Below are 24,676 nucleotides of genomic sequence, written 5' to 3'. Positions count from 1 at the left end.
AAAGGATGTTGTCATGACCACCAAACAATTCGCCTCCCACGCTGACCTGGAAGAAAAGAAAGTCAGCTTCCAGCAATTATCCGAACATGCCTACGCCTACACAGCTGAGGGTGACCCGAATACCGGCATCATCATCGGTGACGATGCCGTCATGGTCATCGATACCCAGGCTACACCCATCATGGCGCAGGATGTGGTGCGCCGTATCCGTGAAGTCACTGACAAACCCATCAAGTATGTGGTGATGTCACATTACCATGCGGTGCGCGTACTCGGTGCCAGCGGCTATGTGGCGGAAGGGCTGGAGCACATCATCGCCAGCCGCGACACTTATGACCTTATCGTCGAACGTGGCGACGCTGACATGAAGAGCGAGATAGGCCGCTTCCCGCGCCTGTTCCGTAATGTTGAAAGCGTACCCGGCCTGACCTGGCCGACGATTACCTTCAAAGGTGAAATGTCGATCTGGCTGGGCAAGCTCGAAGTGAAGCTCATGCAGGTAGGTCGTGGTCATACCAAGGGTGACACCATCGTCTGGCTGCCGCAGGAAAAAGTCCTGTTCTCTGGTGACCTGGTTGAATTTGGTGCGACACCCTATGCGGGCGACGCCTATTATTCAGACTGGCCGCAAACATTGAGTAATCTGGAAGCGATGAAAGCCGAAAAATTGGTGCCTGGCCGAGGTGCGGCCCTTACGACACCAGAACTGGTGGCGGCCGGTCTCAGTGAAACCCGTTCTTTCATCAGCGACTTGTTTGCCAGCGTCAAGGCAGGGCAGCAACAGCAGCATGACTTGAATACCATCTACAAGAATACTTATGCCGCCTTGAAACCCAAGTATGGCCATTGGGTGATCTTTGATCATTGCCTGCCGTTTGATGTGACGCGGGCATTTGATGAAGCCTCGGGACATGTTGATCCACGGGTGTGGACGGCGGAACGGGATGTGGAGATGTGGAAGAGTTTGGAAGGATAGTTTTTAAGTTAAAGACCTCTCGACACAGACAGAGAACAGCAAAGAGGAAGCGTATCTTGCTCAGCACTTATCAATATCAAAAATTCCCTTTCGTGGCTCCAGCGGAATTACAGACGAAGGAAATCACACACCGTAAAGTTGTGATAGTCGGTGCTGGCCCCGTTGGTTTGGCGGCGGCGATAGATTGCAAATTGCAGGGGCTGGATGTGCTGGTGCTGGATGATGATGATACGGTGTCGGTAGGCTCACGCGGCTTATGCTACGCCAAGCGCACACTGGAAATACTCGACAGGCTAGGGGTGGCAACGGCAGTGCGTGACAAGGGTGTGGAGTGGAATGTAGGGCGCACTTTCTTTCGCAAGGATGAGGTATTCAATTTCAATCTCTTGCCTGCGCCTGACCACAAGCACCCTGGCATGGTGAATTTGCAGCAATACTATCTGGAAGAATTCCTGGTACAGCGGGCGATGGAGCTCGGCATTGAGTTGCGCTGGAAAAGTCGCGTCACTGCGATTGAGCAAGCTGAAGAATTTTCCACCTTGCAGATAAGCACACCTGAAGGTGATTACAGCCTGCAAGCCGACTGGCTGATCGCCTGCGATGGTGCGCGCAGCCCCTTGCGCCAGATGCTGGGGTTGGAAGTTGAAGGCAAGGTTTTCATGGACAGATTCCTGATTGCCGATGTCGTCATGAAGGCTGATTTTCCGGCAGAGCGCTGGTTCTGGTTTGACCCACCTTTTCATCCTAATCAATCGGTACTGCTACACCGTGAAGCCGACAATGTCTGGCGCATAGACTTTCAACTGGGCTGGGATGCCGATCCGGTGGAAGAGCGTAAACCCGAAAACGTTATACCGCGTATCAAGGCCATGCTGGGGGACGACAGGGAGTTCGAACTCGAATGGGTCAGCGTGTATACCTTCCAGTGCCGGCGTATGGAAAAGTTCCGCCATGGCAGGGTGCTGTTTGCCGGCGATGCGGCACATCAGGTTTCCCCCTTTGGGGCACGCGGTGCAAATTCCGGCATACAGGATGCAGATAATCTGGTGTGGAAACTCAAGCTGGTCGTCGATGGCAAAGTGCCGGACGGCCTGCTCGATACATATTCGGATGAACGCGTATTTGCAGCTGATGAAAATTTGCTGAATTCAACACGCTCTACTGATTTCATCACGCCTAAAAGTGCCATCAGCAAATGCTTTCGCAATGCAGTATTAAACCTAGCGCAGGAACATGTATTTGCGCGCAAGCTGGTCAATTCCGGGCGCTTGTCGGTGCCGGCCATCCTGTCAGTTTCGACTTTGAATACACCTGATAACAGCAAGTTCGATACGGCTCTACAAACTGGTGCACCGTTTGAAGACGGACCTGTTGCAGATCAAAAAAAATCAGGCTTCCTGATCGATTATTTACAACCAGTTTTTCATGGCCTGTATTTTTGCGATACTGCATCTGACATTCCTGATACACATCTGGCAGCGATCAAGGCTTTGGAACAAGATGCAATTCCAGTAGCCACGCTCATCATCAGCAAACAGGAAAGTTCACTCAATGACCATCTGGTCTTGACTGACATCAAGGGTCTGCTGCATCAGCGATATGGCGCAAGCAAGAGCAGCTATCATTTGCTCAGGCCTGATCAGCACCTGACCGCACGCTGGCAAAAGTTTGAACTTAATCAGGTACGCCAGGCAGTACAAACTGCCAGCGGCAAATCATCGGGAGTGGCATGATGCCTTTGAACCTGCAAGCAAATTTTCATTACACTGATAAATCAGCACAACGCGATTACAGTGCTGGCGATGACTTTTATCAGTTACTGATAGACAGTCATCGCGATCTCAGCGATGAAGCCAGCGCTGCCCTGAATGCCAGACTGATCTTGCTGCTGGCAAATCACATCGGTGACATCAGCGTCTTGCAGGAAGCCCTGCGCCTTGCTGCAGAAAACAAAGAATCAGATCAATCAACTAAATCTCCTTAATTTTTCCGCGCTTCATTCGACAAAAAACCACCGATGGTCGCATGCACCATGGCATCCACAATTTGCTCATGCGTCAGGCGCTTGTCGCGCAATAAAAACTCCATGGTCGGATCACAGGCGCGTGAATACAGGGTGTAGACCAGGACATCATCCGGCACCAGCGGTGTCAAAGCACCCTGCTCTCTGGCTTGCGCCACGAGCGCATAGAAGCGCTTGTTGACACGCAAGGCCACCATCACATAATCCAGGTTCAGCATCAGGCTGCGCTGCAAAGCCAGGCTGGTTGAAGGCAGATGCGGTACCCCACCTTGCAGGCGCAGTCGCAAAGACCAGGCCAGGATATGCCTGATCTTGTCTATCGCTGGCATCTCCGCCGCCAAAGTGTCCAGTTCCGCCTGGGTCGCCTTCAGGAGCCGCGTCATGGCTGCCCCTGCCAGCTTTTCCTTGGACGAAAAATGCTTGTACAGACTGCCCTTGGCAATCCCTACCGCGTCAGCGACATCATCCATGGTCATCAAGTCATAGCCTTTTTCTGACAAAAGGCGATTGACGGCATCAATGATGGCTACTTCACGGGCATCAAACTGTTGTTTTTTAAAGGGAATCCGGATTTCCATTATTTTTTCTGCACAAATAAAAACTTTGTAGTATATTTTGTGACCGATCAGTCACAAAATGAAATTCATGGTCATATTCTAACCCAAGGTGGCTTCTTTATCGGAGAAATTATCGTTCATGGCAACGGTAAAACTCCTGAATCCAAAGAACTGCAGCTTGCGTATGTATATATGAACACGGTCCAGCCAGTGAATTACAGGTCGGATCAAAGTAATCGCTTCACTATAAATATATTTTTACTACTTTCCTGGGCAAAGTCAGACTATGAAAATCGCTGTCATTGGTTCCGGCATCTCCGGCCTCTCCTGCGCATACGAGCTTTCCAAAGCAGGGCATGAAATCAGCCTGTTTGAAGCCAATGATTATTTTGGCGGACATACCCATACGGTCGATGTCAGTCTCGAAGGCCAGACTTATGGAGTAGATACAGGCTTCCTGGTATTCAATCACAAGACTTATCCTAACCTGGTCAACCTGTTTAAGGAACTTGGCATCGCGACTGTTGCGACCGACATGTCTTTCTCGGTCAAGATGCCCTTGGGTAAAAATGGCAGTCGCCTGCTGGAATGGGCAGGCGCCAATCTTGACACGGTATTCGCCCAGCGCCGTAATTTGCTGAGTCCAGCGTTTATACGCATGCTGCGCGATATCTTGCGCTTCAATAAACAGACAACTGCGCTGGCAACAACGCAAGATCATCCAGACTTCAAGCAGCCGCTGGGCAGCTTCCTCGACCAGCATGCTTATAGCAAAGAATTCCGTGCCTGGTATCTGCTGCCAATGGCAGCCTGCATCTGGTCCTGCCCTACTGAAACCATGATGGCTTTTCCGCTGTCGTCTTTCGTGAATTTTTGCCATAACCACGGCTTGCTGCAAGTGAATGACAGGCCGCAATGGCAAACCGTCAAAGGTGGTGCAAGGCAGTATGTGGAAAAAATCCTGCCAAGAATTGCACATAAGCATTTGCAAACCCCGGTATTAAGTGTGCGCGAAAAAGCACCGGGCGCAATTGCTGTCCAGACTGAACATGGCACGCAAACATTTGAACATGTCGTGATCGCCAGCCACAGTGACCAAAGCCTGAAAATGCTGGTTGATGCTGACCTGGCGGAGCGTCAGATTCTGTCGTCGGTCAAATACCAACCTAATCGTGCGGTACTGCATACCGATGCCAGTGTATTGCCGCAAAATAAAAAAGCCTGGTCAGCCTGGAATTATCAAAGCGAAAGCGGCAACGAGCCACGTGTCTGTGTGCACTACCTGATCAATCAATTACAACCCCTGCCCTTCAAGACACCCGTTATCGTCACCTTGAATCCGATTCAAGAACTGGCGACAGCCAGCATTATCAACAGCTTTGATTATTCCCACCCCGTATTTGATGCGATGGCCATCAATGCACAAAACCAGCTGGTGAATATTCAGGGCAGAAGAAATATCTGGTTTGCCGGTGCCTGGACAGGTTATGGCTTCCATGAAGATGGCTTGAAATCTGGCTTACGTGTCGCGGAATGCATACTCGCCCGCGCAGAAGCTGTCTACGAAAAAATGATACACGCAGCCTGAACATGAGCACGCCGACCTCCACATCAACTGTCATTTTGTGCACTGGCGAAGTGATGCACAAGCGCTTGCGCCCGGCAAAAAATGCCTTTCGCTACGGCGTATTTTTTATCCGGGTGCCTGTGCGCAAGATCAATCACATAAGCACGCCCACACTGTTTTCTGTAAACCGCTTTAATGCCCTGTCTTTCCATGAACGTGACCATGGAGATGCACGTCAGCCACTGGTGCAATGGATAGATGGTTTGCTCGAAAGCGAAGGCATTACAGATGCCGTTGGTGATATCTGGCTGCAATGCTTTCCACGCGTGTTTGGTTATGTGTTTAATCCTGTGTCTTTCTGGTTTTGTCATCATCAGGATGGCAGCTTGCGTGCCGTCGTTTGCGAAGTACGCAATACCTTTGGCGAGAAGCATTTATACCTGCTGGAAAAAGGTGGCAAGCTGGCCAATGGCGAAGAATTACAAGCCAGGAAAATCTTCCATGTCTCGCCCTTCTGCAAGGTGGAGGGCAGCTATCGCTTCCGCTTCATGCAAGCTCAGCAAGATATGGTCGGGCAAGACGCAGGACATGCACAGAAAAAACACCTGGCGCACATTGACTATGCCGATGCAGAAGGCCCGCTATTACTCACCAGCGTTTCTGGCCGTGAACAGACCATGAGTAATACCCGCTTAGTCCAGGTCATGTTGCGCTACCCCTTCATGACTCTGGGCGTGGTGCTGCGCATTCATATACAAGCACTGCGTCTGTGGATCAAGCGTGTGCCCTTTATTTCTAAACCTGTCCCTCCTACTGAAGAGTTAAGCCGATGAGCAGCCTACATCCCACCTTTGCCTCTGGCACTGCAAGCGCTGGCAACAATGCCGTAGCAAACGCACAACTGAATAGCAAACACTTTCCAGCGCAAGCCAGGTTTGTCCTGAGTCTGCTTAACAAACTTGAGCATGGCTGCCTGACCATACAATTCCCGGATGGGCAAACTGCCAGCTTTGGCCGCGCCTATGAAGGCTGGCAGCATGTGAGCCTGCATTTGAAAGACTGGGAATTATGTCGCGCGGTACTCAAGTCTGGTGATATAGGCTTTGCCGAAAGTTATATCGCCGGCCACTGGACCACCAGCAGCCTGACTGGTTTGATAGAACTGATTTCGCATAATCGCCAACAACTGGAAAGCGTTATCTATGGCAGTTGGTGGGGCAATCTTATCTATAGGCTCAAGCATCTGCTGAACCGCAATTCTCGCACAGGCAGCAAGAAAAATATTCATGCCCATTATGACATAGGCAATGAATTCTACAAGCTGTGGCTGGACCCATCGATGACGTATTCCAGCGCAATTTATTCTGACGAACAAGAACAGTCACTGGAAGAAGCACAGCAAGCAAAATACCGGCGCATATTGCAGCAACTGGCATTGCCAGAAAATGCCAGATTGCTGGAAATAGGTTGTGGCTGGGGTGGCTTTGCCGAGATGGCAATACGTGATGCCGGTGCCCACGTCACTGGCCTGACTCTCTCTACCGAACAATTGCAATATGCCCAAGAGCGCCTGGCCCATGCGGGCTTGCATGGACAGAGTGATTTAAAAATAGAAGATTATCGCGATGCAAATGGTAGCTATGACGCGATCGCTTCCATAGAAATGTTTGAAGCCGTAGGCGAAGCTTACTGGCCTGGTTATTTTGATTGCCTGCAACGTAACCTGAAACAAGGTGGCCGTGCCTGCGTACAAAGTATAGTCATCGCGGACGAATTATTCGAACGCTACCGCAAGGGTACGGACTTTATACAACAATACATTTTCCCCGGTGGCATGTTGCCATCGATAGAAAAATTCCATGCCACGGCTGCCGCTTACGGTATGGAAGTATTGGACACGTATAACTTTGGCCTGGATTATGCGCGCACCCTGCTGCACTGGCGCCATGCCTTCATGGAAAAACTGGCGCAGGTCAAGACCCAGGGTTTTGACGACGAATTCCTGCGCACCTGGGAATTTTACCTGGCCTATTGTGAAGCAGGCTTCCGTGCAGGAAGTATCAATGTCACGCAATTCACTTTGAGAAAAAAATGAACTCCGCTCACACCTTGCGCAAACTATGTTTGTCTTTACTGGTTTCAGTGACAGCAATGTCTGCGCACGCAGCGGATGTTCCTGCAAACCCGCCACTTGCACCAGCACACATCAGTGAAGAAATTCCGCAAGCCAGTTTGCAGGGTACAGGCAGTTTTCGCTGGTTTGGCCTGCATATTTATGACGCAAGCTTGTGGTCTGCACCTGAAGGCTATAAGCCTGATAGAGACAAGTCGGATAGCGCCCAGCCACAAAAGTTTGCGCTGGACCTGGCGTATGCCCGTACTTTATATGGTGGCAAGATCGCCGATGCCAGCATAGATGAAATAGAAAAGCTCAAGCTGGGCACACCAGAAAAGCGGGAACGCTGGCTGGCACAGATGAAGAAAATTTTCCCCGATGTAAAACAGGGCACGCACATTACCGGCATTTATATACCGAATGAAGCGGCCAGGTTTTATTTGAATGGGAAATTGCTGGGTGAGATACGCGACGCAGAATTTGCTCATGCTTTCTTCGCCATATGGCTGGACAAGAAAACCTCAGCGCAAAATTTGCGCACCAGGCTGCTGGGCAGCAAAGCCGCCGCCAATTAAGCGCCTCCTCAAGAGGACACTCACATCAGGAAAGCATATGTTGAAGCACACCTACCGCTTATTTTTCTGCAGCCTGGTCTTGTTGCTGACATCCTGTGCCAGCCAATACGAACCTGGCCGTTATCGCAATGAGATACCAAAGCTGGATATGCAAAACTATTTCAACGGCAAACTTGATGCCTGGGGCATGTTCCAGGACAGGTCAGGTGCCATCGTCAAACGCTTTACAGTGGTCATGGATTGCCAGTGGTCAGGTGACATTGGTACGCTCAATGAAGACTTTACTTACTCAGATGGCAGTAAGCAAAAACGCATCTGGACGTTGAAGAAAGTAGGGGATGATCAATTTACCGGGACTGCGGCTGACGTCATAGGCGAAGCCAGGGGTCAAGTATCAGGCAATACCCTGCACTGGAATTATGTCCTGGCATTGCCGGTCGATGGCAGCGTCTACAACGTGGATTTTGACGACACCATGATCTTGATGGATGACAAGGTCATGCTGAACCGCGCCCTCATGCGCAAGTTTGGGGTTGAACTTGGCAGCGTCACTTTATCCTTCACAAAGCGTAGTAACACCACGCCATGAATCCCGCCATCCGTGACTGGCAGGGCAAACGCATCTGGATCATAGGTGCCTCCAGCGGCATAGGTGAAGAAACTGCCAGACTACTGTTAACGCGGGGAGCCAGAGTTGCCTTGTCCGCACGCAAGCTGGCGCAACTGGAAAAGATTGCAGCAGACTACCCCATGGCTGAGGCCATGGCAGTAGATATCTGCGATCACGCCAGCATAGTGGCTTGCCATGCAGGCTTGATAGAAAAATGGGGCAGCATAGACTTTGTACTTATCGTCGCGGGCAGCTACAATGAAATGCGGGCAGACAGTTTTGATCTCGCTGCAGTCAACAGCCTGATAGACATTAATTTGCGCGGCGTCTACCAATGCCTGGATGTGGTTTTGCCTGCCCTGCTAAAACAGGGTAGCGGCGGCATAGGTATCGTTGGCTCGGTGGCAGGTCTCTCAGGTTTGCCCAAGGCACTGGTGTATGGTCCGACCAAGGCGGCGATTATCAATTTGTGTGAATCTCTGTATCTGGATTTAAGCCCTAAAAATATTGCGGTGTATATGATTAACCCTGGTTTTGTCGAAACACCAATGACAGCCGGAAATGATTTCAAGATGCCTGCCCTGATGAGCGCGCCTGAAGCGGCATTGGCCATCGTCAAGGGGATGGAAAAGGGCGACTTCCATATTCACTTCCCGCATCGTTTTACGAACTGGCTAAGACTGGCTCGCCTGCTCCCGTACCGCAGCTATTTTTATCTGGTTCATAAAGTCACAGGTTTATAAATGCCTATTAATGATATGCCTGCTACTGATTTGCCCCTTCCTGATCATCAAGTCAGCCTGGACAAACTCATCGCCTTCTTTGAATCCATTTCGCTGGCAAGCTGCCAGGATTTGTCTGGCATCTATACTGAGGATGCTTATTTTAAAGACCCGTTCAACGAGCTACACGGACTGGCTGCCATCAATCAGGTATTTCAGCACATGTTCGTGCAGGTACATGAGCCACGCTTTCGCATTACTTCATCGGTGCTGCAAAACGATAGCGCCTTTCTGGTCTGGGATTTTTTATTCACGATGAAAAACTTCAATGCCGCACCACAACGCATACGTGGTGCCACGCATATACGCTTTGCTGACGATGGCCGGGTGAATTTCCACCGCGATTATTGGGATGCAGCGGAAGAGTTATATGAAAAGCTGCCCGTGCTAGGCAGCTTCATGCGCTTTTTGAAAAATCAGGCACGCAAGTAAAAATGACTCTACCGGAAATTATTTCGGTACTTATTTAGTTGCCTTATAGGCTGGCAAATATTGCGCCAATCTTGTACCCATTTCCTGCCCCAGCGCTTGCAAGCCACTCATGGGTCTGACCATGACTTCAAAATCGACGATTTTGCCATCTCCATCAAAGCGTATCATGTCTATACCCTTGAGTTGCTTGTCGCCTATATTGGCGCTGAATTCGAGTACGATATTCAAGCCATCGTCAGAAGACAGCTCACGGTGATAAGTGAAATTTTCAAACACTTTGACGACCGTACCCAAAATCAGCACGACAGCCTGGGCGCTGGCATATGGCTGATGCGCCATGGGTGAGCGGAATACTGCATCCGCATGCACGATGGATGGCAGGGCACTCAAATCTTTACTGGCAATCATCTCATGCCAGGTTTGCAGGGAAGCGGCAACAGGTGCAGGCAGGTTTTTCATCATCATCCTCTTTTTGAAAAGCCCGGCATGCCAGGCTCAATATGAAAAGGACAATCTTAGACCAAAACCCTGCCTGTATGTAATTTTGCCAAAATGAAGCTTGTTTACAACTTAGGCTGTACCGGTTTCGCCGCCTCAGGGGTACGCGATAATAATCGGCTTGAAGGGCTGTCGTCCGCACTCAGGACATTCAGGTCAGCCCCTGGTCTGGTGATGGTAACCGCTTTGATACTATCGCTGAATGGCTCAGCCACTTTCTTGTCGACTGGCTCTACCGCTCTGCCCAGTGGGTCTTGCTTGGGCGTGATACCACGCTCCTCTACCCTGCGGTAAAAGAACTGATGTTGTGTCGAATCGTGGATAACGCTTTTCTCTGGCTCCACCGGCACTTCGCGCTTCAAGATCATGGCTGAACCCAGAGTCGCATTCAGATAACCGCTCATCAGGTTGAAATTGCGCGTGGACAAGCCATTGAGTTCATAGCCACCACCAACATCACTATGGCAGCCAGCCGTTGTCACACCCAGGAAACGCTTATCAGCCGACAGCCCTTGAGGAATGATGTTATCTGCCGGGAACAAAGAACGATGCTCATCGCCAGCCTTGATCTGCAAGCCACTGAGTACTGAATCGGCAGGTCGCCTGTCCTTGCGCTCTGGTGCGCCGGTAGCAACCGGGTCATACATGGCCAGTGCCTGGGCGACCTCGCCAGGCTCACGCAATGGCGGGGCCGTATAAGTAATCTTGTCATCCTTGAGTCCCAGAGGATAGGTGTCCACCTTCCTGGCATTCGGGTCCTGGATACCTCGTTCATCCACCAGCCTTGTAAAACCTGCAGCCTGCTCAGCACCCCGGCTGAAACCGACAGAAACGACACTGATCTTGGCGTCCGGATTTTCTTTCAGCCACGCCGCTGCCTGACGGTCAAACTGTTCATACATATCTTCCAGGCGCTCCTGATATGTACCACCAGTAGCGCCATCCAGAGCGCCCCTGAGACCACCCTGCGTACCAGGCCCTTCTTTATAATAACCACCGATATTCGGGTTGGTTTGCGCTGCTGCTTCAATCTGATCCTTCAACAATCCCACGTTGGTAATGTGTTTGGGATCGTGAATCGCGTCGTTACCTGTGCCGTCGAACAAGGCGACGAAAACGCGTGAGTTGGGGTCCTTGCTGTCGTATAACTGTGGCACCTTGAAGGCATTGATTTCCGTTTCTGCCTTGGTATAAGTTGCCAGTTGTGCAGGGGTCGCCTGCTTAACGTCAACACCGTCAGATTTAACTGGATCAGATTTCACAGGATCGGTCATAGTGATTACCGTTAATAGGTTTTGGAATATGCCAGCGTGCGGTGGTCATGATGCTCGCGCGTCGATGCATCTTTCTCCAGACGTATCGTGACGAGCATGTACACATTCAGTGTGCGGTCGTTGACTTCAATGATGATGGTCGGATGACCACCAGCGACAGGGTCGGCCTTGTACAGGCGGCTCACATCATCTGTATGCAAGACTTTGCGGTCCTTGAATATTTCATCGAGATTCAAACTGGCAGACAGCTTGCTGCCATCGGCGGCTGACCACTTAACATCCACCGGACCGGCGAAAGTGATGTATGAGCCCGATTTAAAATTCGGAAACTTGTTTTGATCTTTCTCGGTCTTTGCTGGCGAAAGCTTTCCTGCGCTCAGCTTGTGCGGCGTCCCTGCATACAGCACTTCAACATCACTGGCGCTATATGCCTGTATGTTCAGATCATGTTTGGAGAATTTCAAAAAATCTTCGTTTGCCATTGCGCTAGATCCCAGTTGTGTTTGTAAAGCGATTGCCATCAAAAATCCTGCAAAATTTCGTTTCGAGAGTTTCATTTTTTGCCCGTTTTTGCAAAGAACTCATTTCATGATTCGGGTGAAATACGTTCCGGAATGATGTTAATTAAATGTACTGCACACGAATTATTATCAGAATTTCAAAAATAATCCAAGCTGCCACAGTGCAATTTGCAAACAGACGAGGAAAAACAAAGCTGGCGACTACATCTGGAATCAGCCCCTGATCATGCGTGACCAACATGCCTGGATATGATTGGTAGTGGAACACCATGCTGTGACACAAAGAACGCATGCTAAAAACTGACTTGGTGTCAGGAATTATACTTCCACGTTTTTCATTTTACAAATATTTATACAAACAAAAGTAAAAAACAATTTAGGAATTAATGATGCTGAAAAACCAACCGGGATTTTGATATGGCAGCCACTTCGTATCGAATGCACAATTAATCAGGTTTAAAGCTATTGATGGGAAAAACAAAAATGGATGCTCAAGGGCATCCATTTTTGTACTAAGCAAGAACCAAAGCAGTCTCAGTTCATAGCTAACTCGGCTTAAACTGGCTTTACCTTGATTAATCGTCTTCGTCCTTCATGTCATCAACTGGCAGGTTATTGACTTTGTTTTGCAGGTAACGGCTAGGCTTGAATTTGGGGACTTTACGATCCTCTATCATGACTGGCTCACCAGTGCGAGGGTTTCTGGCTTGTTTGGCATTTCTTTCAGCCACTTTGAAGGTGCCGAAGCGACTGATCTTGGCTTCGCCATCTTCTGTCATTTCGCGAACGATCTCATCAAAGACGAAGGTAACGATGTCTTTAACTACATTTCTGGTCAAAGTCCCCTGATATTTACCGTAAATACGCTCGACGATGTCATGTTTTGTCATTTCTATTAAAGCTTTCTTGTTACAGCTAAAAACTGCCGATTTTCTAAAAAGCTATAATATGCCTTCATAAATTGAAAGTCAAAGCAAGCGGTAGAGGTCTGAAAATGAGGGAGCCATCCTGCAGTAGCGCTCAGGCTGAGCGGAATCACGTATCAGTGGCGCGACAAGATGAAGAAGGTCGAGCCAGCGCAGGATGAAAAGACCCCGGCTTTCAATGCCCATGCTAGCAGGAAGAATTAAAGGCCGGGTATGGAGGAAGCTTTGCGTGGAAGCTCTTCTGACGGGACTTTGCCCGCACCTGCTGTACCGGTTACAGCAGCATTACTGGTACTTGCCGCAGGCTTGCCATTACGGGCAGACTCTTGCAGCCTCTTTCCTTCAGCCTCGCTGACAGTACGGGCATCCGGGCCATAACGATCCGATACTGTCATGCTCTTATTTGAACGCAACTGCAAAGACAAGTCGTCCATTTGCGCCCTGACGATTTTTAGATTTACCGGGGCTAAAGTCGATGCTCTTGGCATCAGCGCGGCAGGATCTTCAGTCGCCATCTTGCGAACCAACCAATTGGATTTTAAGGCGTCTGGTAAGGGAGCCGCCTTGGTCTGGTCTGTTTTGACTCCTGCAGATTCAAAGTTTTTTGCGTAATCTGCTTGTCTGTCCAGATTGGCTTTGAGGTAAGCATTTGATTCATCCTGCATGCGTCGATTTTTTTCACGACGTGCCGGATCAAAGTATTTCTGCCGTATCTGAGCCTCTTTGTGCTCAAAATATACTTTTTGTTGTGCAGTCATTTGCTTGCCGTCACCACGATCCAGGCCCAGCAAATGCAAATGCAACTTCTCCATGGTGGTATCAAGCGACCTATATTGGGGATTGGCGTCGCTGGCCTTCAATTCTGCCTGGTATCTTTTTTGGTAATCCTCAACCTGCTTACGTCTTTCAGGGGACATTTTCGCCAGTTTGGCGGCATTGTCTGCCTGCATGGTTTTAAGGATTTCATCACCATGTTTTCCTTCCATGCCGGTAATAACGGCCTGATACTTTTTGTTGTCTTCGGCTCTTAATTTTGGTACAGGGCGCGGGCTGCTCTCTGGCTTTTGCTGAGATGGAGACAATTTCCCCGCATTCACATTATCCATCTGAGTCAGATCATTGACTTGCTGCGCGTGAACATACACCGGCCACAACAAACCAAGTAGCAAAGACAAGGCGGCCGCGTGGCGCGCACTGCACTTTCTTTGCTCTGGCTGATAAAGGCGCATACTCATGTCCATTGATGCTGATTTCATAAGAAATAATTAAGCGCTAAGGCGAAATAGCGCGCAATGCCGGTTCACGCAGTTTCTTGACTTTCATCTGACCAGCTACCTCATTCAGCAGTGCCGTCCTGGTTGCAGATAACTGGACTATGTTTTCAGCCACTTCCTGCTTTTGGTATTGCATATAGATCTGGTAGGCAGTCATGACCGCTAATTCATAGTACAAAGGCAGCTCACCCTTGAGTGAGAGTTCGGAATACCATTGTTCTGAACCAAAGCGTTTTTTTGCTTCGCCGACGATCATTTCCGAAAATGACATTTCCTCACCAGTAATAGGTGCAGGCAAGGGCGGTTGCTGTGAAGCGTTGTCCCCTGACTTGGCAATTTTGGCTGCATCCACATTGGCGACAGGATTGGCGACGCCAACAGATGAACTCGGTATTGTTCCTGTCGTGGCATTCTGGGCCAGATATTTGTCGTAAAATTCTTTGTCGAAATTCGGTACAGCAGCACCAAAGACATCCCTGTCAGTCACGCCAGCCGGACGCACCAGACTCAATGGAGGTTTTCTTTCGGGCTTGTCGACAGCGGCCTGATAAGTAAATGACACGCCACCGCAAAAAGGCGGAGGTATACGCCAGGCCGTCGTGCGGCTAGCATCACCTTTGGTAATTACTTCCAAATGGATATGTTCAGGATTGGGAAGGATACCGGTATTCGAAGGCACGCCTATCTTGTCACCCACACTGATTGCGGATCCGTTCAGCCTCGCCTTGCCATTAGCATCGGGTTCAAAACTTTTCAAGTGACAGAATTTGGTTGCGAAACCATCTGGCTGTGAAATGACCACCATATTTCCGCAACCTGCCGTACCAGCAAAAGAACGGTACGTACCATCTACAGGCGCCACCACCATGGGATCTGCCAATACTTTTTTTGAAAAATCCGTTCCATAGTGAAATTGCCATTTACCGCGGCCATTGGGATTTGCGTCAAAGCGCCAGCCAAACGGGCTGCTGACAACCAAAGAGCCGGATTTGATGACCGTTTGCAGGCAAGTACTTGCCGACGCCAGATTTTGCGTCAATAAGCTTGCGCATACTGCAATTGCCAGCAGATAGGGTCTAGGAGTAAATTTAGCCTGCATTTTTTTTCAACAATGGTTTTAATATGGACTTAATCGTGTCTTTTTCACTTCGCGTGGGATTTTCACGCTCCATCAGAAACAATCCAGCCTCATAGGCTATCTTGTCTTCAAACCCTAATCCCAATGCGGCCCAGTTAAGGTATTGCCTGAGTTTCTCATTACGTAATTCGCCCTGTGCCCGTGTCGCTGCTGCCTGCACGGTCTTGCATACAGCCTGGTCATATTCGCTGTCATGCGAAGTATCGACACAGATACTGTTATAAATAAAATGATGCAAAGTCAGATAAGGTAAATCGAGTGCCACACCTTTGTTCTGGTCTGCCTGTTTCAAGCGTACAGCGCTATAAAACAAAATTTGTGCTGATACCACCTGATCATTTGCTGCATACCACGCCATCTTCTTATAGATCATCGCATAACGCTTATCCGGTTCTGTGGCGATAATACCGCCGGGACGCAGAACAGCCAGCCTGGGATAGGCATAGGCTAACGAAGTATCGATTTTCTTTACTGCATCCAGTTCCTTCATGGGGAACTTCTTGTTAACTTCAGCCTGATTCTTTGCCGCTTTTTCGATCACATAAAACGAAAACCAGGGATTGTCTTCTGTTGGCTCACTGCCCGTACTGATTTGTGCCTGCGCCATGGCAGAAACAACAAGTCCCAACACGATAAATAATAAGTTATTGAAAAACACCCGCATCATCGTTTTGCAACATACCGCTTTGTTGCGGCATCAAAAGTAAAAGAAAAGGTCCTGTCCAGTTTTTCCAAAGCAGTGCCTGTCTGATTCAAAGCCATTCCTGACTGCCGCAAAACCACGTCTGGATAATCTGGCGAGGCCGACGCAAGGAAACTGGCCGTCAGTTTGCTATCTGCACACAGTTTCCTGCCTTGGCATGCAGCACCTTCCAGATTATTGAGTAATACTTCAGCCGTCTTGAGTACACTTTGTGGTTTCTTGTCAGCGCCAAATATGTATATATCGGCAGATGCATACAGGTAACCACCTTTGTTCGCAGGGAGCAATACCACAGCTACCGGATTTTTGTTTTGGGAAAAAAATCCACCTGTTCCGCTTGCGTCTTCAATGGCAATATTGAGCACACCGCCAGGGCCTCGTACATTGATGGCATCACTGGCACATTTACCAGATTTCTCTGGGCAATTACCGTCACGTATAAAAGTAGATACCCAATACAGATCGTTGCCGCTACCACCAAGTGCAATAACTTTTTCAATGCCAGCTGCTGTCTTTGCTTCCTGCCCCAGCTTGATCGCATCCGCAGCCTGACCAGTCGCAGCCACTGCACACATGATTATTGCAAGCACGCTTTTTTTCATGACATCACCAGATCTTCATTTCTCTTATACAAAAAAAGCATCAGCATGCATTAATACCAAATTTCTTGCGCCAGAATTCCCAATACATTTGTCCATTGATTTGTTCAAGAGGCACGCGCGGGCTCATATTCCCTTGTATCGCTTTTTTCCTTGCGGCAGATAAAGGGGCACCTGTCGTAATATTGTCGTAAATCTGTTTGAAGCCAGAAGCTCCCATATTATGCATGCCGTACAGCACAAACACAGGCGGTACGCCCTTCACACCTTGCGGGAAAGTGCTGCTGAAAGCAGCGATATTGGAAATCGCATATTTTTTCGCTGCGATACCGTTCTGATAGGGATCGAACACCTGATCTGGCAACAGACCACTCATACCAACGTCAGCCAATGCCCCGGCTCCCATCTGATACAGACCATAATAATTCGCAGGACTTACCGCATGCGGATTCTTGGTCGACTCTACATAAGCATAGTAATGCCAGGCAGAACGTGAAATGCCAAAGTTAAGCAAAGGGGTACCAGAATCGCCATTCGCAAAAGAATTATTGATGGCGGTATTCACATCTGCCTTGCCCATTTTTTCATACTTGGCAAAATCCGCACTGGCAGCGCAACGTGCCTGCGTTTCGGCAGAACCTGTCGTCGTTGAAGATGGATCAAGATTAGGATTGGCATCAGCAATCTGACTGGCCACATCGGCACGTGCTGAATTATCGGCGTTGAAGGCAACCACCACTTTACTGCGGCGTGCAATTTGTGAATTCAGAGAATGTGCGACCGTACTCATGCGCGCCTGCATGACGCTATTACTGCCAGAGAATGCCTTTCGGGCGTCAGAGTTATAGGTGTCTTCACTGTAATCAGTAGCAGGATAATTTCCCATACCCATGACATTTTCGGACCATACCATCGCAGCACGTTTTTCTTCTTCCGACAATTGCGTGGTTTTTGCTTCGCCGGTCTTGGTATAACCAGGAGGCATGACATCCAGATTTTGCAAATGATCAGCCGCCGCAGCTTCGCAAATCCCGTTGAATACATCGGACATACTGCAATAACTGGTGGAATGCCGTAGATAACTTGCTTCAGCATCCGCCATTCTGGAGGTGCGCATGCTATTGACCATTCGGGTATTCATTGCATCGGTGGCGATCGCAGTACCTGAAGAAATCAATGGCGTTACTTGCGTTTGTGATACCAGTTCATTGCACACCTTGGTCGGCATGGTGGTTCCGGTTTCCTTGATCAGGGTTGCAGCAACGGCTTCTTCGGGACCACGGGGCGTACTGCCTGGCAAGCCTACCTGCGTTCCATACAAAAAAGATTTACCTTGCAACATCGCTGCTTCGCCATCGTTCTCAACTTTATTGCGCGCGCCACCTAGTTCAAAGGCAGCCGCCACTTTTGCACCGGCACCCCAGGTTTCTGGCAACACCTGGTAATTGACCAGTGAAGTGGCAGCTAAAGTCATCGAAGAAGCGGCAGCAGAAATTGCCGCGACGATCGCTGATGTTGTAATCGAGATTTCAATCAACATTTCCGGCGACCAGATCTCGCACCAGTAGCCCCCCAAGTACACGCAGGGTCCCGCCTTGGCCGACTGCGAAATAAAAAGCAGGGACAACAACAATAAACTCAGAAGCGACACGGCATACCGTCGCCAGCCACTCCTCCTGGCCGCGGCAGGCTTCTGCGATTTCTGTTTATTAAAATAAATTCGCATGAATTTTATCGCTCTTTGAATGCGATTAAGGAGTGACCGGAGGTGTAGATGGCGGCGTACCAATTGCACGAAGAGCCGCTTCACGATTTTTTGCGTAATTCGGATTCATGCTCACGGCAATTTCATTCAAGATGGCTACTTGTGTCGCCAGATTTTGCTCGACCCGTTCTTGCTGCACATAGGATTGATAATCCATCCAGCTCTTGAATGCCATCATCTTGTTCAATTCACGCAACAGACCATTGGTATTGTATTGCGACAAAGTCAGATACCAGGATTGATCAACAAAGCGGTTTTCAACAAAAAGCTTCATTGCCTGCAAGGGTGATAAAGCAGTAAGGCCAGGAGCAACCAGGCCCATGGAGTCTGGTGTCAGGCTAGGATCTACCTTGCGCATCAAAGCGCCGTTTTCCATTGTCGCCAGCGGAACAGATGCACGTGCTGCATAAGTATTGTTGGCTGACAGCCATTGCTTGCCTGCCGCCGTCTTGGAAATTTCATCCACATTTTTTGGTGTATTGGGGGGCTCACCAACCACGTTAACGGCAAAGCGCGAGGCTGCAATCAGACCCGCATCATCCAGTGGCTTGTCTGCCGAGGCTAAAACCGTTTTGGACGCATTTACAGGTGCTTGATAATAGCGCTTATTTTCAGCACTGGCAGCCATATAAATCATATCGTCCTGATAGCGCTGAGCCATCTCTTTACGGATGTCCGACGCGCCATTACGGAAATAGTTAACTTTTTCCTGTACGCTTTGTGAGTCTGGTGAAACGCCACCAACAGCCGAACCCAGCGTCGTTGACGATGCCAGATCATAACAATTGCGCTGACCGTTCAACATCGGGTCTTTGATATTCAGCAAAGCAATTGCGGCAGCTTCATTGATCTTGATATCGCCATCAACAGCGATCTTGCCTTCTGCCAGTACCTTGGCCCTTGCGCCATTCATTTCAACTGCAGCCTTGACCTTGGCACCAGCGCCCCAGATTTCCGGCAAGATTTGCAGCTCTACGAGTTCAGTCATGGCTGCAATAACTGCGACTGCTGCTGCCTCAACCGCTGCAACTACCGCACCACCTGCAGAAATTGCGCCGGCAGCGGCGGCGGCACCGTCACCACAACAAGCTTCAGCGCGCATGGGGATTAAAACGACAGGCACAGCAAGGGCGCATGAAACTGCAACTGCCACTAATTTTTTATTCAGATTTTTCATCGCTTAACCTTCACTCATAAGCCGGGGATAGTCGATTGTGACTGGGCGGGCGCCGCTGGCGGCGGTGCCGGCGAATATGCTGGAGGAGGGCTTACCGGCGCAGGTCCCACATTGACAAAGCTACCGAAGGTATTCACACCCGACTGATTAATACCGGAGTTAACGGTATTGACAGCATTGCTTACTGCGCTATTCCATGCACCAGTCGCCGCAGCACAAATCTTCATGATGATGTCATTGACGATTTTATCTATCAGCTGATTCAGGATCGCTTCAAAAGCTGCAGTAAAGCTGAAGCTGGTTGGCAAATTGAATGCCACTGAAATCATTTGGATATTTTGCAGGCAAGAATTGATGGAATCATTAAAGCGCTTGACCGGGTCCCCGGGCGCAGCCGCAGTTGCCATGTTTTTAGCAGAATTATTGATCGCAGTATCCATCTGAGGGCCACAATTTTTCTGTGTCCTCGCATTTGTTTCGTTAGTACCCAGCGCATTGGTGGCACGCATATTTTTTTGCGTATTGGCATCCAGAATCACCAGCCCTGAGTCAACTGAGCCTACCGCACCGACAGTCGATACGCTGTCGGCCCTGGCCATGACTGGCATGATACCGATAGAGATAATCAAGAATCGGCACATCATATTTTTCACAATTTCCCGCATCACTAAGCTCCTTGTTTTCATATCATTGTCTGAGCCACTCACGCACGCACATTTTATTTACTGCACCTGACTTTTGGATTAGCCCGGCTACAAGTTCAAAAACTACAAACCCGGTATGGCCGAAGGTGGATTAGAAGGCACCGGTGCAAAAGGTGCCGGGCTAATCGGCGCTGGCCCCACATTGACTACACTTCCAAAAGTATTGATACCTGATTGATTGATACCCGTATTGAGTGTGTCTATCGCATTACCTACAGCCGAATTCCACGCTCCTGTTGCTGCTGCACATATTTTCATGATGACTTCATCGACCAGTTTTTGCATCAGCTGTTTCAGTATTGTTTCAAACATTTGAGTAAAATTGAAACTGGTCGGTAAACTCAGAGCTGCCGAAATCGTCTGTATGTTTGCAAAGCAGGCATTCACACTGTCATTGAGTTTTTTTACAGAATCACTGTGGGTCATGGCAGCTGACATGTTTTCCCGTTTTTTCTTACCAGTCTCTGTTGCTTTTTTGGCACAATCGTCAATCACCGCGTTATCTGTCTGATTCGCCCCCACCACTCCATTCAGCTCTAGAGTTTTTTGAGCGCTGGCATCCAGCGTGGTGATAGTCAGATCACCAATTCCCGACATACTGTCTGCGGTACATATGCCAGGCATCAGCGTCGCAAACGCAAGCCAGACCGACAGCAACAGCTTGTTATTAATTAATTTCATCATGCTATCCGTGCACTCTGTTCAATGGCGGCTTGCACTGCAGCCAACCGTTCAGGTGCGAATACGGTCTGCAACAACGCTGTCTTCCTGGCAAAGCGTAACCTGTCCATCATGAGCTTGAAGGCAACCCGGTCGACGGTGGTTACGCCACCCTGCTCATAGAGTTCGTGCGCTTCACGTAAAAAATCAAATTCAAATTCCGGGAATCCGGTTTCCAGCCAATACACCAGCCGCAAAGCCTTGGATGAATGCAGATAAGCGAGCACGACCAACAAGTCATTAATGAATGCCGTCTTTTGTCCTGAGCTTACCGCCTGTGCCAGCATGGCAGGCATCGCAGCCAGAAATACGGCCAGCTCATCATCCAAAGACGCATCGCTGTCGATGGCCCAGTCCTCCGTCGCATCCATCGCGCCAATAATATATGGCGCACCGGGCGAAACCTCGCCCCAATACGTCTCCAAGCCTTTACTTGTTAAGTCGACCATATATTATCCATGCCAGAAAAATACAATACTGACGCATTATAACTACAGAATTATTTAAAGAAAATACCCTTGTACTTTTTACTTTATTTCAAAAAACCTTTATAAGTAATAAGTTTTTTAAAAAAATTATTTTACTTGTCGAGTTTTTACCATCAGGTTATCATTAATAATTGAAAAAGTGAAAGTAAAAAACTTAATGGCGGTGAATTTGAACGATCAATCTACATTAAGAAATGCGAATTCAACAACATCCGAGGTTGAAGGGGCCGATGATGAGTTGGGCGAGCATTTGCAAAAACACAAAGTGATTGAGGCTGCCCACCATATTGCCGATGTCATGCTGGGCCCGGTTGGTGGCATGCTGGTTGCGCACTCCCTGCATGCAGCTGACATGGCAGCAGAGTTGTACAGCCAGCCAAATAAGAACAATGCAAATGCCATTCCGCTGAACCAACCTCATTTGACATTGAATGGGGTACCAACTGCAAAACCCGTACTAGTACTGGATGCCAATGATGATCCGCGAAATCCAGGCAAGAAGTTGAACAAAAAACCAAGTGAAAAAGTGGTCAGTGAAACTGAGAAACGCTATCACGAGCGAGCCTTTAGTCAGGCCATGGATTTGACACCAGCGATCAACCTGCCTTCAGACCGACCGGGTATGCAAACCACCACATCACGAAAAAGAAAACGCATTACCCCGATTTGATCAGTTACAGAAAATCGAATTAGAACCAGAACACTGTTATAGCAAAAGCCGGACTTTACCCATCAGCTTTCAGCCATTAAAGAGATAACCATGCGTACAAGCAAAAAACTCACTATTTATATCTTGCTGACACTGGCAATTGCCGTCATGGCGACTGGCGCGCAGGCGGGAAATTTTTGGACACCTGAATCTGGGACAGGTGATTTTTCCGTCAGGATCATCGCTTTCGTCTTTGGCGGCGTCGTCAATAGTATTTATGGCGGTAGTGTCACGCCTCAGACCGGCCATATCCTGTCACTTTTGCTTGGAACGATGAACGCCGGTGTTCTTGTGATAGGCATGATCATCATGGCCTACACTTATATTGGTGGCGCGGTTCATACTGCCAAGGATGGCGAATGGCTGGGAAAGAAATGGGACACCATGATGGTCCCGTTACGGACAGCCGCAGGCATGGCGATGCTATTGCCTACAGTGGCTGGCTACTCTTTTTTGCAAATTGTTTTGATCTGGTGTGGATTACAAGCAGTTGGGCTTGGTGGCAAAATATGGACAACTGCATCGACATTTATAGCTAATGAACATTTCCTCTCTACACCTTATCTGGCGCCAAATAAAACTGCTAAGCAGGCATTCTTGATGGTCGCCTGCCGTCAGGCGGGCGACAAATTTGATATGCATATTGATGAAGATCTGGTAGATGAACAAGTCAGTTACAGAGCAAGCGGATCACAAAGTGCACAAAGCTCTGGCTATTGTGGGACCATACGCTGGGGCTCAACAGGCATAGGCACTGTACTGAAGAACGAATACAAAGACCTGGTGGGCTGCGATAGCGTTATTTCCAGCGCTACGGCATGTCGAACTGTGGTTGCAGATCCGCATGGAAAACTACCGGACATGTTTAATATGACAGGAGTTGATGCGGTACCGCTATTCGATGATGCCCAGATAAAGAAATTTGAAGATGAGATGCGCAAAGAGCATAAGAAAATCATTACCGATATCCTGCACAGCACTGGGAACTATTTAGATCCAGCACGCAATCTGAATCTGATGGCTGCCGTAATGCTATTACCCACTGATGCTGCCAAGATCAGCCTGCTTCCTGGTGCCAATTCCTTTGTCAATACAATATCCAACGTGCAATACCAGTATGAACAGGATTTGATGGCCAAGGTCAGGGAGTTGACTCAATCCATCTTGTTCGAGGGCAAGCAAGCCTCGGCCTTATGGACAGACAAGATGCAAGGCCAAATGAAAGATGGTGGATGGATACATGCTGGCTCTTTTTACATGAAAGTTGCCAACCTGAATAATGCCGTACAGAATGTGATTAATGGCGCAGTGCATGCCACCTATACCCTGCCAAATTTAGCAGGCATGCAGAATGAAATGCAAAATTCGGAATTTGCTGCTTATCTCAATAACGTAGAACAAGCTGTCATAGGCACCAATAGTCTTGCCTCAAAAATTGACAGCCAGACTCCACGTAGCGGCCTGTTTGCAGATGCCAGAAAACTTTGGACCAGTGTGACTGACGGGATTTCGACAGGTTTATTGAAGTTTGCCAAAGTAGGGACGATTGGAGACTACGGACTAGACCCTCTGGTTGAACTAAAATCTATCGGCGACACTACCATCGTTGCCGCTGAAGCGATGCTGGTTGGTGGTGCCAGCGCATTATCGTCCTCATCCAAAGATGACAAAGGTGGCAAATCAAGTGACAGTGGCGAAAGTACCATGGCTATGATACTTGCGGCAGCCGTTGGTGCCATGTTGAGCATGGGCATGTTCCTGGGCATAATCTTGCCCATGATGCCCTATATATTCTGGGTGACCGGCGTTGCCTGGTGGTTGATTTCTTTTGTTGAGGCTGTTATTGCAGCACCGATCTGGGCAATTGCTCATATGCACCCCGAAGGTCATGATGTCGCAGGCAGAGGCTCGCCAGGTTATATGTTTGTCTTATCCATTCTGGTGAGACCGGCACTAATGGTGATCTTCCTGTTCACGGCGATGTTGTTGATCAAGCCTATCATGACCTTTATCAATTCAGGATTCTTTCAGGCACTCTCGAACATGACAGAGGGCTCAATGGTTGGTGTAATGACCATCCTGGGCACTTTGATACTGTACTCAGGTATTTCTACAAAAATGATATTGATGGTATTTGGCATTATTAATACCGGCCCGGACAATATCATGCGCTGGATAGGCGGTAGTGATGCAGTGGGCACACAAGCGAACTCAACTGCAGGCACTATCCAGCATGGGGTTGATGCGGCCGGTGGCCAGACTGCCGGAGGCACCGGCAAGGTACTCGGCGGCATAGGAAACAAAATCGCCAACAAACGCGGTAGCGTGGTATCGACTGCGCAATAACTGAAAAACCCATGAGTCACAGTGTCCGGGGTCAGGCTACGCTCTCGCCCCGGACAGTAAAACCAGGAAATAGCAGGCATTAACAATGCAATTTCGGTGTATCACTAAGCTGATTTAGATGTACCGACAGTGATCCACAGGCATAATTAAGCACAATAAAAAACGCTGAGCACTCTATGGTGGTCAGCGTTTTTTA

26 protein-coding genes are annotated in these 24,676 nt (G+C 48.9%); 12 read left to right on the top strand and 14 right to left on the bottom strand.

Going from position 1 to position 24,676, the window contains the following annotated elements; genetic code table 11:
* Positions 1-13 precede the first annotated feature (13 nt).
* From AC07OI_RS16685 to AC07OI_RS16675, 3 genes are read left to right on the top strand one after another with little or no spacing between them, the layout of a single operon-like run.
* Complete coding sequence (locus AC07OI_RS16685; RefSeq protein ID WP_495257989.1) at positions 14-976, top strand: MBL fold metallo-hydrolase; 963 nt, start codon at positions 14-16, stop codon at positions 974-976.
* Between the two features lie 56 nt (positions 977-1,032).
* Positions 1,033-2,709 (top strand): FAD-dependent oxidoreductase, encoded by a 1,677-nt coding sequence (locus AC07OI_RS16680; RefSeq protein WP_495257988.1) that lies wholly within the window; start codon positions 1,033-1,035, stop codon positions 2,707-2,709.
* Positions 2,709-2,960, top strand: a complete 252-nt coding sequence (locus tag AC07OI_RS16675) for a DUF2783 domain-containing protein (RefSeq protein WP_495258102.1) — start codon at positions 2,709-2,711, stop codon at positions 2,958-2,960. Before AC07OI_RS16680 ends, AC07OI_RS16675 begins: the two co-directional genes overlap by 1 nt.
* On the opposite strand, the gene AC07OI_RS16670 is transcribed toward AC07OI_RS16675, so the two are convergent.
* Entirely contained in the window at positions 2,957-3,577 is a 621-nt protein-coding gene (locus AC07OI_RS16670) for a TetR/AcrR family transcriptional regulator (protein WP_495257987.1), read from the bottom strand. The two genes, AC07OI_RS16675 and AC07OI_RS16670, sit on opposite strands and share 4 nt — an antisense overlap.
* Positions 3,578-3,842: 265 nt before the next feature.
* On the opposite strand from AC07OI_RS16670, the gene AC07OI_RS16665 reads away from it, so the two are divergent.
* Genes AC07OI_RS16665 through AC07OI_RS16635 form a run of 7 tightly spaced genes read left to right on the top strand, consistent with a single transcriptional unit; the run spans position 3,843 to position 9,638 of the window.
* Positions 3,843-5,144: an NAD(P)/FAD-dependent oxidoreductase gene (locus AC07OI_RS16665; protein ID WP_495257986.1), complete on the top strand. Its 1,302-nt coding sequence runs from the start codon at positions 3,843-3,845 to the stop codon at positions 5,142-5,144.
* 2 nt (positions 5,145-5,146) lie between these two features.
* Positions 5,147-5,956: a DUF1365 domain-containing protein gene (locus AC07OI_RS16660; RefSeq protein ID WP_495257985.1), complete on the top strand. Its 810-nt coding sequence runs from the start codon at positions 5,147-5,149 to the stop codon at positions 5,954-5,956.
* On the top strand, positions 5,953-7,218 hold the full coding sequence (locus tag AC07OI_RS16655) for a class I SAM-dependent methyltransferase (RefSeq protein ID WP_495257984.1): 1,266 nt from the start codon (positions 5,953-5,955) through the stop codon (positions 7,216-7,218). Before AC07OI_RS16660 ends, AC07OI_RS16655 begins: the two co-directional genes overlap by 4 nt.
* Positions 7,215-7,814 (top strand): chalcone isomerase family protein, encoded by a 600-nt coding sequence (locus tag AC07OI_RS16650; protein WP_495257983.1) that lies wholly within the window; start codon positions 7,215-7,217, stop codon positions 7,812-7,814. The genes AC07OI_RS16655 and AC07OI_RS16650 overlap by 4 nt, the downstream gene beginning before the upstream one ends.
* Positions 7,815-7,851: 37 nt before the next feature.
* Positions 7,852-8,403 (top strand): DUF3833 domain-containing protein, encoded by a 552-nt coding sequence (locus AC07OI_RS16645; RefSeq protein ID WP_495257982.1) that lies wholly within the window; start codon positions 7,852-7,854, stop codon positions 8,401-8,403.
* Complete coding sequence (locus AC07OI_RS16640; RefSeq protein ID WP_492704784.1) at positions 8,400-9,167, top strand: SDR family NAD(P)-dependent oxidoreductase; 768 nt, start codon at positions 8,400-8,402, stop codon at positions 9,165-9,167. Before AC07OI_RS16645 ends, AC07OI_RS16640 begins: the two co-directional genes overlap by 4 nt.
* Complete coding sequence (locus AC07OI_RS16635) at positions 9,168-9,638, top strand: nuclear transport factor 2 family protein (RefSeq protein WP_495257981.1); 471 nt, start codon at positions 9,168-9,170, stop codon at positions 9,636-9,638.
* 30 nt (positions 9,639-9,668) lie between these two features.
* Here the strand turns inward: AC07OI_RS16635 and AC07OI_RS16630 are convergent, their stop codons facing one another.
* The 13 genes from AC07OI_RS16630 to AC07OI_RS16570 all read right to left on the bottom strand — a co-directional run bounded on the left by AC07OI_RS16630 (position 9,669) and on the right by AC07OI_RS16570 (position 21,386).
* Entirely contained in the window at positions 9,669-10,097 is a 429-nt protein-coding gene (locus tag AC07OI_RS16630) for a nuclear transport factor 2 family protein (protein WP_495258101.1), read from the bottom strand.
* Positions 10,098-10,201: 104 nt separating this feature from the next.
* Complete coding sequence (locus tag AC07OI_RS16625; RefSeq protein ID WP_492704780.1) at positions 10,202-11,410, bottom strand: phospholipase effector Tle1 domain-containing protein; 1,209 nt, start codon at positions 11,408-11,410, stop codon at positions 10,202-10,204.
* 11 nt (positions 11,411-11,421) lie between these two features.
* On the bottom strand, positions 11,422-11,931 hold the full coding sequence (locus tag AC07OI_RS16620) for a hypothetical protein (protein WP_492704779.1): 510 nt from the start codon (positions 11,929-11,931) through the stop codon (positions 11,422-11,424).
* Between the two features lie 575 nt (positions 11,932-12,506).
* Complete coding sequence (locus AC07OI_RS16615) at positions 12,507-12,821, bottom strand: HU family DNA-binding protein (protein WP_495257980.1); 315 nt, start codon at positions 12,819-12,821, stop codon at positions 12,507-12,509.
* 236 nt (positions 12,822-13,057) lie between these two features.
* Positions 13,058-14,092, bottom strand: a complete 1,035-nt coding sequence (locus AC07OI_RS16610; protein WP_495257979.1) for a hypothetical protein — start codon at positions 14,090-14,092, stop codon at positions 13,058-13,060.
* Positions 14,093-14,129: 37 nt separating this feature from the next.
* Positions 14,130-15,170 (bottom strand): M23 family metallopeptidase, encoded by a 1,041-nt coding sequence (locus AC07OI_RS16605; RefSeq protein WP_495257978.1) that lies wholly within the window; start codon positions 15,168-15,170, stop codon positions 14,130-14,132.
* 49 nt (positions 15,171-15,219) lie between these two features.
* The gene (locus AC07OI_RS16600) at positions 15,220-15,936 is read right to left on the bottom strand and encodes a hypothetical protein (RefSeq protein WP_495257977.1); all 717 of its coding nucleotides are present in this window, start codon (positions 15,934-15,936) and stop codon (positions 15,220-15,222) included.
* The gene (locus AC07OI_RS16595) at positions 15,933-16,574 is read right to left on the bottom strand and encodes a hypothetical protein (protein ID WP_495257976.1); all 642 of its coding nucleotides are present in this window, start codon (positions 16,572-16,574) and stop codon (positions 15,933-15,935) included. Before AC07OI_RS16595 ends, AC07OI_RS16600 begins: the two co-directional genes overlap by 4 nt.
* 40 nt (positions 16,575-16,614) lie before the next feature.
* Positions 16,615-18,111 carry a transglycosylase SLT domain-containing protein gene (locus tag AC07OI_RS16590; RefSeq protein WP_495257975.1) on the bottom strand — a complete coding sequence of 499 codons (1,497 nt, stop codon included), beginning with the start codon at positions 18,109-18,111 and terminating at the stop codon, positions 16,615-16,617.
* A 211-nt stretch (positions 18,112-18,322) separates the two neighbouring features.
* Positions 18,323-19,513 carry a hypothetical protein gene (locus tag AC07OI_RS16585; protein ID WP_495257974.1) on the bottom strand — a complete coding sequence of 397 codons (1,191 nt, stop codon included), beginning with the start codon at positions 19,511-19,513 and terminating at the stop codon, positions 18,323-18,325.
* Between the two features lie 14 nt (positions 19,514-19,527).
* Positions 19,528-20,157, bottom strand: coding sequence for a hypothetical protein (locus AC07OI_RS16580; RefSeq protein ID WP_492704771.1), 630 nt, complete (start codon positions 20,155-20,157; stop codon positions 19,528-19,530).
* A gap of 123 nt (positions 20,158-20,280) precedes the next feature.
* Positions 20,281-20,901: a hypothetical protein gene (locus AC07OI_RS16575; protein ID WP_495257973.1), complete on the bottom strand. Its 621-nt coding sequence runs from the start codon at positions 20,899-20,901 to the stop codon at positions 20,281-20,283.
* The gene (locus tag AC07OI_RS16570; RefSeq protein WP_495257972.1) at positions 20,898-21,386 is read right to left on the bottom strand and encodes a type IVB secretion system protein IcmW; all 489 of its coding nucleotides are present in this window, start codon (positions 21,384-21,386) and stop codon (positions 20,898-20,900) included. Before AC07OI_RS16570 ends, AC07OI_RS16575 begins: the two co-directional genes overlap by 4 nt.
* Positions 21,387-21,564: 178 nt before the next feature.
* Here AC07OI_RS16570 and AC07OI_RS16565 point away from each other — a divergent pair, with 178 nt between their 5' ends.
* Positions 21,565-22,095 carry a hypothetical protein gene (locus tag AC07OI_RS16565; RefSeq protein ID WP_495257971.1) on the top strand — a complete coding sequence of 177 codons (531 nt, stop codon included), beginning with the start codon at positions 21,565-21,567 and terminating at the stop codon, positions 22,093-22,095.
* Between the two features lie 90 nt (positions 22,096-22,185).
* Positions 22,186-24,480 carry a DotA/TraY family protein gene (locus tag AC07OI_RS16560; RefSeq protein WP_495257970.1) on the top strand — a complete coding sequence of 765 codons (2,295 nt, stop codon included), beginning with the start codon at positions 22,186-22,188 and terminating at the stop codon, positions 24,478-24,480.
* The last annotated feature ends 196 nt before the right edge of the window (positions 24,481-24,676 follow it).

The organism is Undibacterium sp. GW821-FHT07F11 (assembly GCF_059418665.1).
This window is presented reverse-complemented; position numbering and strand designations above follow the sequence as displayed.